The organism is uncultured Gimesia sp., from assembly GCF_937919775.1.
In the GTDB taxonomy this organism is placed as follows: domain Bacteria; phylum Planctomycetota; class Planctomycetia; order Planctomycetales; family Planctomycetaceae; genus Gimesia.
The window spans coordinates 1-12,208 of sequence record NZ_CALFPF010000566.1 but is presented as its reverse complement, the minus strand read 5'-3'; the positions used below and the strand labels follow the sequence as shown (position 1 = coordinate 12,208).

At 48.5% G+C, this 12,208-nt stretch carries 9 protein-coding genes; 5 read left to right on the top strand and 4 right to left on the bottom strand.

Annotated elements, in window-relative coordinates; all coding sequences use genetic code 11:
* The first annotated feature begins 325 nt into the window (after window positions 1-325).
* Window positions 326-2,155: a UbiD family decarboxylase gene (locus Q0294_RS16305; RefSeq protein ID WP_299467572.1), complete on the top strand. Its 1,830-nt coding sequence runs from the start codon at window positions 326-328 to the stop codon at window positions 2,153-2,155.
* Window positions 2,156-2,365: 210 nt separating this feature from the next.
* On the top strand, window positions 2,366-3,313 hold the full coding sequence (locus Q0294_RS16300) for an alpha/beta hydrolase-fold protein (protein WP_299467570.1): 948 nt from the start codon (window positions 2,366-2,368) through the stop codon (window positions 3,311-3,313).
* Window positions 3,314-3,365: 52 nt separating this feature from the next.
* On the opposite strand, the gene Q0294_RS16295 is transcribed toward Q0294_RS16300, so the two are convergent.
* Both Q0294_RS16295 and sppA read right to left on the bottom strand, forming a co-directional pair.
* Window positions 3,366-4,196 carry a tetratricopeptide repeat protein gene (locus tag Q0294_RS16295; protein WP_299467568.1) on the bottom strand — a complete coding sequence of 277 codons (831 nt, stop codon included), beginning with the start codon at window positions 4,194-4,196 and terminating at the stop codon, window positions 3,366-3,368.
* A 41-nt stretch (window positions 4,197-4,237) separates the two neighbouring features.
* A complete protein-coding gene (sppA, locus tag Q0294_RS16290) occupies window positions 4,238-5,248 on the bottom strand; it encodes a signal peptide peptidase SppA (RefSeq protein WP_299467566.1) in 1,011 nt (336 codons plus the stop codon).
* Between the two features lie 465 nt (window positions 5,249-5,713).
* Here sppA and Q0294_RS16285 point away from each other — a divergent pair, with 465 nt between their 5' ends.
* Window positions 5,714-7,567, top strand: a complete 1,854-nt coding sequence (locus Q0294_RS16285) for a hypothetical protein (RefSeq protein WP_299467564.1) — start codon at window positions 5,714-5,716, stop codon at window positions 7,565-7,567.
* A gap of 68 nt (window positions 7,568-7,635) precedes the next feature.
* Here the strand turns inward: Q0294_RS16285 and Q0294_RS16280 are convergent, their stop codons facing one another.
* Entirely contained in the window at window positions 7,636-8,535 is a 900-nt protein-coding gene (locus Q0294_RS16280; protein ID WP_299467562.1) for a phytoene/squalene synthase family protein, read from the bottom strand.
* A gap of 478 nt (window positions 8,536-9,013) precedes the next feature.
* On the opposite strand from Q0294_RS16280, the gene Q0294_RS16275 reads away from it, so the two are divergent.
* Both Q0294_RS16275 and Q0294_RS16270 read left to right on the top strand, forming a co-directional pair.
* Window positions 9,014-9,916 (top strand): DUF1559 domain-containing protein, encoded by a 903-nt coding sequence (locus Q0294_RS16275; RefSeq protein ID WP_299467560.1) that lies wholly within the window; start codon window positions 9,014-9,016, stop codon window positions 9,914-9,916.
* A 273-nt stretch (window positions 9,917-10,189) separates the two neighbouring features.
* Complete coding sequence (locus Q0294_RS16270) at window positions 10,190-10,450, top strand: hypothetical protein (protein WP_299467558.1); 261 nt, start codon at window positions 10,190-10,192, stop codon at window positions 10,448-10,450.
* Window positions 10,451-10,472: 22 nt separating this feature from the next.
* On the opposite strand, the gene Q0294_RS16265 is transcribed toward Q0294_RS16270, so the two are convergent.
* Window positions 10,473-12,208: CehA/McbA family metallohydrolase (locus Q0294_RS16265; RefSeq protein ID WP_299467556.1), on the bottom strand; the 1,736-nt coding region annotated here is incomplete at its 5' end.

Genomic DNA, 12,208 nt, shown 5'->3' with positions numbered 1-12,208 from the left:
GGGTATCATGTATCGGCAGGGCGTGTGTGCGATTGACAACCATGATCCAGAGCTCAGCATGGCCGATCGACAGCATCAGCAATATCAGTCCATTGGCTATTGCTTCCATGATGATCTTTACACACTTCGCTGAAAAACGGATCTGAAGATAAGAAAGAATACTTCTGCAGGCGAATCATAGAAGATCGATGCTGGAATGAAAATGGAAACCGGACAGCAAACCATTATTACTCTGACTTCAGCATGGTATAATTTTACTGCAACAATTACTCTGCTTCTTTCTATGTTAATTGTATGAATTTTGTTTGAATGGAACAGCGCTCCGATGGGATACCGAGGACTGCGTGAATGTGTTAACGATCTGGAACGAACGGGACAGTTGATCCGAATCGAGCAGGAAATTGACGCCAATCTGGAAGCAGCGGAGATTCAGCGCCGCGTCTATCAGGCGGGTGGTCCGGCAATTTTCTTCGCGAATGTCAAAGACTGCCGGTTTCCGATGGTCAGCAATTTGTTTGGCACTCTGGAGCGTACGAGGTATATTTTTCGCGACGCCTTAGCTGCCGTCAATCATCTGGTGGAATTGAAGGTCGACCCATCCCAGTTCTGGAAGCACCCCCTGCGCTATCTCGATGTCCCATTCTCTTTACTGCATATGCTGCCTCGCTCCCGCTCACGGGGACCAGTCATCGAAAACCAGATCCAGATTCAAGACCTGCCGCAACTGAAAAGCTGGCCCGATGATGCAGGTTCATTTATCACACTGCCTCAGGTCTATACGGAATCTCCCAAACGGGGCGGATTGATGAATTCCAACCTGGGAATGTACCGCATTCAACTCTCCGGAAACGAATATCAACCCAACAGACAAATTGGAATGCACTACCAGATTCATCGCAGTATCGGTGTGCATCATGCGGAAGCGATTGAAAAAGGAGAGCCGTTAAAGGTCAATATATTTGTGGGAGGTGCTCCCGCGATGACTTTGTCGGCTGTGATGCCATTACCCGAAGGGCTGTCCGAACTCACATTCGCCGGTGCTCTCAGCAAACGTGCGATTCGCATGGTTCGCAACAAGCAGGGTTTGCCGATCTATGCAGATGCGGACTTCTGTATCACCGGCTGGATTGACCCGGAGCAATTACTGCCTGAAGGCCCCTTCGGCGATCATCTGGGCTATTACAGTCTGGCGCATCCGTTTCCGGTGATGAATGTGGAAGCGGTTTATCATCGTAAGGATGCGATCTGGCCTTTCACGGTTGTCGGGCGACCTCCTCAGGAAGATACGGCTTTTGGTGCGATCATCCATGAAATTACAGGACCTGCGATTCCGTCGGTAATTCCGGGCGTGCATCAGGTTCACGCCGTCGATGCATCCGGAGTACATCCCCTGCTCCTGGCTGTGGGCAGCGAGCGTTATACTCCGTACGATAAAGAACGAAAACCGCAGGAAATTCTGACGAATGCCAATGCGATTCTGGGACAAGGACAATTGAGTCTGGCCAAGTACCTGATGATTATAGCCCGCGAAGACAATCAGGAGCTGGATGCCGAAAACATCAAAGCATTCCTGACGCATCTGCTGGAACGTGTTGACTGGAAACGAGACCTGCATTTTCAAACCTGCACCACCATGGACACACTCGATTATTCGGGCACGGGTATTAATTCCGGTTCGAAAGTCGTGATGGCGGCTGCCGGTCCCATCAAACGCCAACTACCAACAAATATTCCTGACAATTTCTCATTGCCGACCGGTTTTTCTGAACCAAAGCTCTGTCGCCCGGGCATTCTGGCTGTCAAAGCTCCTGCCTTTGAGAAAGGCAATACTGATGTGCGGCGTTTCTGTACTGAGCTCTCTTTATCACATCCGCTCAACCAGTTCCCCTTGATTGTACTTGTAGACGACAGTCAATTCACTGCCGCCAGTCTGAACAATTTTCTGTGGACCGTTTTTACTCGATCAAATCCCGCCAGTGATATTGATGGCGTGGAAGCCTTTACGCAAAACAAACACTGGGGCTGCCGCGGCGCGCTGGTGATCGACGCGCGGATCAAACCACACCACGCCCCCCCTTTGATTGAAGCTCCGGAAATCACACGACGCGTTGATTTACTGGGTGCTCTCGGTGGCCCGTTACACGGAATCATTTGATCCTGTATAGCCCGGATCAATCGTCTCAAAAGCATGGTTATCACTGGGACGAAGCACGCTTATCATCAAGATCCGTTTAGACACGAGGGTCGCATCTGGTTACAATCAGGGATATTCCAATCCCGACTTGAAGATAATCAACACGAAAACCGCTGCCGCACCGTTGTTACCATGAGAAGTAAATCTCGGACTCCAAAACAGGCACGAACCATGCAATACCGAATCCCGCAGTTGAAACCTGTGATAAGCATTAGTTTTGCCGTCATAGCATCCATGCTGCTCATTATCAGCCCGGTCTATGGACAACAGCAGAAACCGAAAAACAAACAACAGCCATTCCGCTGGGTGAATGAGTTAAAGCAGGACCTTCCGGGCGTACAACACGCAACATTCCGCAGTCCCTCGATGAAAATTGATGTCGGATACTGCATCTACCTGCCGCCGCAATACAAAGATCCCCAAAACGATCAGCAACGTTTTCCTGTGGTGTACTACCTGCATGGCGGTCGCCCCGGCAACGAAACGAAAAGCGTTCGGCTGGCTCAATCTCTCCACAAGCATATTTCGGCGGGTGAGGTGCGACCGATGATCTACGTGTTCGTGAATGGTGGACCGGTCAGCCATTATAATATGCCCGAACGTGAGCATGCGATGGGGGAAGATGTCTTCGTGAAAGAGTTGATTCCACACATTGACGCTACTTATCTTACGATCGCAGACCGCAAAGGCCGCGCGATTGAAGGTTTTTCGCAAGGTGGTCGTGGCACAACACGTATCATGTTTAAACATCCTCAGCGATTCTGTTCCGCGGCGCCTGGCGGAGCCGGACATGCGACCGAGAAACGCATTTCAGAAGAAAACGGTCGCGAAAGTGCGAACCTCGTTTTCGTCAAAGGCGATAACACATACGATCTGGCCCGCCAGTATGCGAAAGATCCGCAGCCAGATCTGAGGATCTTGATTCATGTCGGCACAAAAGGTTTCAATTACCAGAATAATCTTGAATATATGGCCTTCTTAAAATCACTCAAAATCCCCTTTGAACAACTGATCGTTCCGGATGTACCACATAGCGCCATGCAAATCTACCAGAAAGATGGTCTCAAAATCATGCAATTTCACGCGGAAAATTTTCGCCGCGCTGGCATGAAAGATTAAGCCTGTGTCCAGGTTTATTTTAGGCATAATACGAAACGTACTTCAATACGATCTAAGACTTGGGAAGCCGTTTCAGTAAACGCCGCGCTTTACTTTTCCAACGGACAAACTTGCGGGCGATTCCGCGGGGACTGCCATTAATATCCAGCAGCATGGACTGCAGTGTAGTACGAGCAGCCTGATGATCGTCGGCATCTGCTTCAAGCGTTGCCAGAATGAACAATGCCTCGGGCTCTCGCCAGCGTTTGGTATGTTTTACCAGTTGTTCCCTGGCCTTCTCAGGAGTATCTAACTCACACACCGTTTTACAATACAGAAGAGAGACATCGCCAAATTTATATTCGGGCTCAACTTCAAGAATCTTTTGGCACTTGAGCTGTGCGCTTTCGAATTCTTTGAGTTTCATCTCAATCTGGGCAGCACCCCATAATGCCTGCAGGTTATCGGGCTCTTTGACTAAAGCCTGCTGATACGCAGCCAGACTCTTCTGATAAATGCCTGATTCTTTTAGCGCGTCACCCCAGCGAACAAACTGATAGGCATTGCCAATTTGCAATGCTGCTGTCTCCAGCTCATTGAGACGCCGCTGACGGAAGAAAGGCCTCGCAAATTCCGGAAGCTGAACATGATTGGTAGGCAGCCAGCGTACAAAGAAATAAACGAACGCCCCGAAAGGCTGGAATACCAGAATCACCCAAAACCACAAAAAGCGGTCGGGATCTTTGCGAATACAATCCACGAACATCCAGATCCAGAAGACGAAATAAAGGATTTCAAACAGATACCCGATTGCACTCCAAACCGGTGACGGCGCTCCATACAGACCGGGATCATTCAGATATGGATTAGGAGGAGGAATTGAAGGTTCTTCTAGTGCAAACATATGCTCGTTTTATTTCTGGTAGAGACACTAATCTGATAGACTTACTGCCAGCCCGGCATTTCTCCCAGCCATGAAGCAAAGTACATGGCGCGCGGTACAGTGGAATTCAAAAGTGCCTGTTTTCGATTTTCTACTTGAGTCGCTTCTGCAGATCCCAGCAAAATATCAGCCAGTGACACAGGATGCGAATATCTTATCACACGTACTCTCTGGAGTCCTGTTATTTCCTGCAAACGTGCTAATGCATCCTCCTGGTAACCGATCTCGTCTATCAATCCATTCTCTTTGGCATCAGTCGCAGGATAGATCTGCCCTGTTGCCAGTTTTTTTACCTGATCATAATCGAGATTTTTTCGATTGTCTGTAATCACATGTAAAAAACGCTGATAAGACTCATCCAGAATATGATCCCAGATGGCACGTTCCTGTTTGGAAAGATTGCGGAACGGATTTAATGCATCTTTGAATTCGCCTGTTTTTAATGGATCTGATACGACCCCCACTTTTTCAGCCAGACCACTCAAATCAAAGCGGGGAATAATCACCCCCAGTGAACCGGTCCACGTAGTCGGTTCCGCAAAGATAACTCCTTTTTCACCGGCAGCCATTGCAACATAGTATCCTCCTGAAGCTGCCATCCGCTTCATGGAGACGACAATCGTTTTTGTCTGTCGAAGTTGAACCAGTCGGTGATAAATCTGGTGACTGTCGGCAACCAGTCCTCCGGGACTGTCGATTTCCAGCAAAACGGCTTTCACGTGCTCATCTTCCTGGGCTTTTTTAATCGAGTGCAAGATCCGCTCGGTGAACGGGGGCATAATCGTACCTGTGATCGAAATGATGGCGATTTTCTCTTTCGCGAATTGATCACCGGTTTCAAATTGCTCGGTTGGTCCTCCCCCGATCGTAAAGTATTCCTGATACCAGGCATAAAAGCCCAGATTGAAAAAGAGAGAGATCAGTAACAATAAAACCAATCCACGCACCAGCCAACGGTGCCCAGGCCGACCTTGCTTCTCAAGTTGAGTGGCAGATTCAGGGGGCTTCATCATGTGCTTTTCCTCTGCTGACGGGTGCTCATCCATTTGCATAACTCCAATAAAACATACCATTTCCGATATAGGAACCGTCTTTGTTCCCTCAGTGTTTTCCAACTCAGCCTGAAATTGTTCTTGCCTACCTTAACCGTAAAGTGGGAGAGATACAAACAATACTAACTCTACGGCAAGATTATCAATAAAAACGGTCGTTCGGATTAATTCAAAGATCCCGCCGGAATCTATTCCTACAATCGACATAGGCATAAAAACCGGACCAGATTAACGACGATAGAAGACGCAGCAGGAATTATTCTGCATGATTGTGTCGATTATGCGGAACCAACCATTTGAAAGCAATATTCCGATAAATGAAGACTCGTCGATTCGAGAAAACATTCAGCTCGGAACTTTTTGAGTGCTGCCAAACGGATTTCAATTGGCTGAACTCAAGACTCAGAAACCAGGAGACTTCAGGAGATGATAGCAGGAACTCGCTTCTCCGCTCGCGTTTTAATTTTCAGCGCGATTTCTGGCTTTGTGCTAACTAATTCGAATTTGCTGTCTGCGGAAGAAAAATCCGCTCAGGTCAGTTCTAACAAGCATCAAAGTACAGAGACAGTGCGGAACCCGCAAAACACTTTATTAGATGCCATTCAGCGTGAAATGCATTCCGCGCGCCGCATTACTAAACCACGGGTCCTATTCCCGGAAAAGGAAAAGAAACCTTCTCAGATTCAACAGGTCGGATTGACTCTGAATCCGAAAGCGTTTTTTCAGAAACAAAGTAAACCTTCTGAACAGAAGCAGCCAGAACAGACACGTCCCGTGATCGTCCGTGGCGGTAATCAATCAGCAATTCCTCAATATAAGGCCGCAGTTCCTCAGCCCAATGCGAATCCCGGGCAGAGTGAAATCCAGCGTCAACTGGAAGCATTGTACCGTCGGGATGGCCGCACGATGCCTCCCATGGATTTAAATGCACTGCCCAAAACAGCCAATAATAATTCTGGAATCGGAGGACGGGGCGCTGTCAACCCGGCTCCTGCTCCGCAATCCCCTGCAACACCTCAGAGCATTGTCGGAACGCCCCAACACAATCCGTACCAGCAACCAGATGAAAAGAAAAAATGGTACGATATGTTCTTACCATCCAAAACAAAACCTACTCCCAAACGTCTTCAGCAATCGCACCAGGTCGTTAAAAAGGCTCCGGTCGATCCTCCTGTAACCGAAAACTCTGCAGCTCCCGCTTTGCCTGAATTGCCAGCGGCCCCAGCTCCAGTAACTCAGCCGTTTATTGCGGGACCACAGCAACCGACTGACACTGAAGAGTCCGTTGCCAAGACCGCGCAGCCATCGGCAGAAGAACTGGAAGAAGAGGAACGCGAAGAAAGGGCAGAGGAAGAAGCAGAACGACTTGAAGAACAAAAAATCGCTGCTGCTAAAGCTGCTGCTAACGAGGCAAAAGAAACTTTCGTTGCCCCCGTCATGATTGAGGAAAAGACAACAGAAGTCACTCAGGAAAATCTCGTGAAGAATCCGGATGATGATTTTAATAATCTGTTTCCGGAAATGTCTGAAGAACAGGCCGACGGCCTCAAGAAAACAGCCGTCGAACCTGTGGCACCTAAAACTCCCTTCAGTGGACTGGTACTCGAAGAAGAAAGTCTGAAAAACGCTGAAGAAAAAACGGCAGCGAAGTCGGCTGAACCTGTAAAGGAACCGACTCCGCAGCTGGCTCAGGAAACACCTGAGAAAGAAGTCAATCCGTTTGAACCTCAACCGGAGCCACAGGCCACTCCAGCCAAAGAGGTTAACCCTTTCGAAGTTCCTGTTGAAAAAATTGTAGAAAAAGAAGTCGAAAAACCTAAAGAAAATCCCTTCAAGCCACAACCGGATCAAAAACTGGAAATTCCACCGGCTCAACCAGCGAAACAGGTCGCTTCCAATGAGCAGGATAGTTCGATTGAAAAGAAACTGGCACTCATCGCCAGCCGTGGCAACATTAAGGGTCTGAAAGGCTTCTGCCCGGTTGCATTACGCGATAACAGACTGCTTGTTGACGCCCGGCCTGAGTTCAGTTCGTCTTTCAAATCCATGAACTACCAGTTTGCCTCACTGGAGAACAAACTGAAATTTGACCGGGAGCCTGCCAAATATGCCCCCGCTGCCGGAGGTAGTGATATTGTCTTGTTAGTCGATCGTCAGGATGACAAAGAAGGAACTCTGGATTTTGCATCCTGGTATAAAGGCAGACTCTACCTGTTCAGCAACCAAGCGAATATGGACGCGTTCATGAAAACTCCCGCTTTATACGTTGGCGTTGAATAAACTGTGAGCTTTGTTCCTGCTGCTCCTGGTAAGCTCCCGATAATCTATCCGGTTATCGGGGGCTTTCTTTATTTAGCAGAGCGACTGAAAAACCAGCGAGAAGAAACGATGGCCTCGCCCGCGATCAATAATTTCCGCCAGCGGGGCAGACCGACTCGGGATGAGTAGACATCGTAATCCATGCGTTCAATTTCGCTTAGAATACCGCCATAAATACGGTACATGGCTCTTAGAATTCCCTGTCCCGCGGGAGAAATATAATCGAACAAACACTCCGAATTTTGATAAAATTCTCTCGTTCTTTGCACTTCAAACTGCATCAGGCTTCTGAATCGATCGTCATAAACCTGCGCCTGTATGTCGGGCCGCGGGTAACTGAAACGGTCTAAATCTTCCTGAGGCAAATAGACGCGCCCCATCTCGACATCTTCAGTCAGATCGCGCAGAATATTCGTCATTTGAAAGGCCAGCCCGCATTCAATTCCGGCATCGAAAGCTCGATCGTCATGAAAACCCCAGATGTGAATGCAACACAATCCCACGACCCCGGCTACTCGATAACAATAGTCGGCTAATTCATCAAACGTTTGAAAAGCAACAGGATGCAAATCGGACTCTACGCCTGAGATCACTTCAAAAAAATACTTTTGAGGAATCTGGTAGCGTTGAATGACATCCAGCAGCGCCGGAAAACAGGGGTCATAGCTTTGCTCTGCCGGGACTTTTTTATTTTCCAATACCTGTTGCAGCTCAACGCGCCACCGTTTTAAAGATTCTTCCCGCTCAGCGGGTAAACGCTGCGGATGATCACCCAGATCATCAACTGTTCGCATATATGCGTACAAAACGCACATCGCCTGAAACTGTTCCCTGCGCAAACCAAGAAAGGAATAATAGAAGTTCCCCGCCGTCTGTTTGGCCAGTTGCTGACAATAAGCATAAGAATCAGAAAGGGAAAATAAGGTCATCGAATCTCATAGATCGGTGAAAGTGATGCAGGATATCAAATACTTGTGAGCCATGATAACCGTAGACGCGTCAAATTTAAATCCGCCTCTGTTTCCCGAGCAAGAACCGGTTCATCAATTTTTCACGAAATTCCTGCAGGCGTAATAAACCATCACCTACACAGATTTGCACAACCTCACCCTCGCGAAATCGGTCCCTGTTCTACGAACAATTTCCCCTTGATTTTGTCGGGAATCCCCTAAAAATAGACAAAATTATATCAGCTCCGCCTCCTCTTTAGAGCGTATAGAAAGACTGAAGTCATTCCGCGACGCTTGATTCCCTTCGGTTTCACGAATTCAGCTCAATCACGCACACCAGGATCTAATGCAATTTGTTTGCATTAGACATTGACTCCTGCAAATGATTTGTAATAATGATCGCATTGTTGCACGAATTTTACGTCCTCTATTCACATAGGCGTCCCGGAGTCCAGAAATGAAAAGTGTCAAGAATAACCGACGCGGCTTTACCTTGATTGAGCTTTTGGTTGTGATCGCGATTATTGCTATTCTGATCGCCTTACTCTTGCCGGCCGTACAACAGGCACGTGAAGCCGCCCGTCGTAGCCAATGTAAAAACAATTTAAAGCAAATCGGGCTGGCTCTGCATAACTATCACGAAACTCATAATATGTTCCCTTCCGGTTGGATCGGCGTCGAACCCGGAGTGGGAGCCAACGTTGAGTTCGGAAGCGGTTGGGGCTGGGGAACAATGATTATGCCCGCTCTCGATCAAACTCCGCTGTATAGCAAAATCAACTTCGATCTTGACATTAATAATGCAGGTCAACCAACAGGTATCATTGATCTGGCTCTGACAGTATTTCGTTGTCCTTCAGACCCTTCCGACAACACTTTTGAAATTGAACAGGAAGGAAGCCCGGGGACAGTCCTCGCAAAGCTTGGAACTGCCAATTACATTGGTGTGTTTGGCAGTGATGAGCTGGATGATTGTGAGATCGTCCCCGCAGGTACTAACTGCAAAAGTTCCGGGCTCTTCTATCAGAATAGTAATACCCGCTTTCGTGATATTACAGACGGAACCTCTCAAACTTTGTTTGTGGGTGAACGAAAAACGAACAAAACTTTAGGTTGGCACTCCACCTGGGTGGGAGCGGTTCCAGAAGGCGAGGAAACATTTGCCCGTGTACTGGGAGCAACCGACCATGTCCCCAATGATCCTGCAGCGCACTTCGATGATTTCAGCAGTCACCATGTCGGCGGGACACAGTTCCTTTTTGGCGATGGCCGCGTTCGTTTTATTACCGAGAATATCGATCTGGGAGTCTATCAGGCTCTATCAAGTATCAAAGGGGGAGAAATCACCAGCTTTGACTGATCTTCTGTAATTTGGCTGCTACCTGTACTTCAAGGCACGACAAATGAAGACCAGACATGGCTGAACATGTCTGGTCGTTTTTATTCCAGTCTCGCTCAACAGGCACTGCCGAGGATTGTCCGGACGAAATACAGGATTTAACAAGACAATTGAACAGACAACAAACACACTGAGGTCCGGCTATTGAGTCTTGGAGATGTTTTTCCTAAAATAAGCGACCGGGCAGGAGCTGTGCCAAAACTGCCATATTTGACTTCAGAAAGATTTTTTGAAATGAATCAATTCAAACTCACTCTGGTTTTCCTGATAACTTTGGTCTCTTGTCCACAGCTTTTTGCGCACCCCGGACATGGAGCAGAACAGGCCGTCAATCCGCACGGCATCCTGCATTACCTGACAGAGCCGGTGCATCTGATGCCCTTCGCCGCGATTGCTCTTTTTGTATTTCTAGTTGTTATGGGAAAAAAGATGCTGCAGCGTTATCGTGACCAGCGTCGGGCCGTTGTCATCCCCCGCGAAGACAAACAGAACTAGTCAGCCAGAACTAATCCGCGCTTCAATTGATCTCGGCAGATTCAGCAGCACGCTGAAGATAGCTGCGTATGGCCCGCTGGTAAGTTTGCTCTGCTGCATCTCGTTCCTGAGCGGCGATGATTTTGTGCCGATTTTTCCAGAGCAGTTTGATGGTCTCGACGCACCAGAGTGCGCTCTCGCGCGAAGCACGAATGGGACGCTGATTCACTATGACATTCACCGGGTTGGTATGCAGTTGGGGAAATTGCCGTAATGCAATCCAGCTGCTTTGTTCTACCGGGACTGTAAATCTGAGCGGATGAATTTCTCCGTCAGCAGGCACCGATTGTTTTGCGACTACTCGGCCGTTTTGAACGATCTCGACCAATCTTTGACCGTCGGTAACAAATTCTGTATTTCGCGGTGCATGCAGAATGCGTGTGTCTCCCTGTGCCCGACGACCTTCAGGCGGATTTAATAATCCGTAAGCGACGGCCTTGGGAGTTTCCGGGGCGAAGGAAACCTGCGCTTCGATTTCGACTGTTCCCGGTTCTTTGAACTGGACATCCTCAAATCCCGGAGCCTGACCATTCACTTGAAAGTTCAAAGCATGCGCAAATCCATCGGAAACATAAGAGCGCCCCTGTTTGATGCCCAGACACCACTGACTGAAGTCAATTTCGTTTACCTCACCCAGTTGCACATACACTCGTCCCTGCCCGACGCGACGGCTGCTCATACAAGGAAAATCCGTTTCACCACTGACTTTGAGCGGATAACCACAGTTCAAGATATGATACCAGGTATTCCATTCCGGAATACGTTCCGTATCCATGGCACTGATAAAATCGCAGACACCTTCTGCCGTACTCACACAAATCTCCATTGCACCGCCGCCATTCATCTCCGGGACTGCGAGATTCGGTAAATCATCAGCAGCCTGTTCCAAGGCGAGCGTTAATTCCTGCAGGCTCAATTCGCCATCGCCATCCTCATCAATTTTTTCGAATGGGCTGGGTAACAGTCCCCGTGCTGCTTCAGCTGAATTCAACGTTTGTGTCTGATTCTGGTCAAGATCCTGTAACAATCTCTGTGCGGCCTGGGGAGGATTGACTCTCAGCGCAGAATGCGGAAAACCGGTCACGCCCCCCTGCTCTTTACACCAGCGCATCACTGGCACCGTCCAGCTCGGCCAGCCTTTTGTGGTTCCGAATGTGCCGGGATAGGTTTGATCCTGCAAATTCAACAAACAAACATGCCCCAGAGCGGCTGATCCAAAGCCGCTGATTTCCAGATCGTATTTCAATACCGTCAGAGGTTCACTGACGCGATCTGCAGTGGAAGCAAAGAACTGGCGCTGTACATCAAAACAAGGTCCCCAGGTTAATACGCAGCCCACATTCAGACCTTCCCCCTTCACCTGGTTGAACATATCACGGGGGGAGACTCCCTTGGTAGGGTTATCATAATGCGCACAACCGGCTGCATGAATATGATGATCTCCGGAATAAAAACCGAACTCCCGTGGATTCACCCAGCGTTTTAATTGAACTTCAATTGTTTGTGGTGCTTCCGCAGAGACAGTGACTTTTTTTGTTAATCTCTGATATTCCGGTCCGCGGCTGTATTCCATTTGCAATACGCCGGAGGGGAGTAACACCGTGTCGCCATCCAGCCGATAGATTTGTGGTTGAAAAAAGAAATCCGGAGCCAGCCGCTTTGCCTGTAAGGGAAATACTCGCTCTTGTTGATCACGAAATTCCAGCCGCGCTGCTGAGG

Coding starts and splice junctions, on each gene's coding strand:
- Q0294_RS16300 (WP_299467570.1), top strand. CDS start 2,366: ATGCAATACCGAATCCCGCAGTTGAAACCTGTGATAAGCATTAGTTTT.
- Q0294_RS16305 (WP_299467572.1), top strand. CDS start 326: ATGGGATACCGAGGACTGCGTGAATGTGTTAACGATCTGGAACGAACG.
- Q0294_RS16280 (WP_299467562.1), bottom strand. CDS start 8,535: ATGACCTTATTTTCCCTTTCTGATTCTTATGCTTATTGTCAGCAACTG.
- sppA (WP_299467566.1), bottom strand. CDS start 5,248: ATGATGAAGCCCCCTGAATCTGCCACTCAACTTGAGAAGCAAGGTCGG.
- Q0294_RS16270 (WP_299467558.1), top strand. CDS start 10,190: ATGAATCAATTCAAACTCACTCTGGTTTTCCTGATAACTTTGGTCTCT.
- Q0294_RS16295 (WP_299467568.1), bottom strand. CDS start 4,196: ATGTTTGCACTAGAAGAACCTTCAATTCCTCCTCCTAATCCATATCTG.
- Q0294_RS16285 (WP_299467564.1), top strand. CDS start 5,714: ATGATAGCAGGAACTCGCTTCTCCGCTCGCGTTTTAATTTTCAGCGCG.
- Q0294_RS16275 (WP_299467560.1), top strand. CDS start 9,014: ATGAAAAGTGTCAAGAATAACCGACGCGGCTTTACCTTGATTGAGCTT.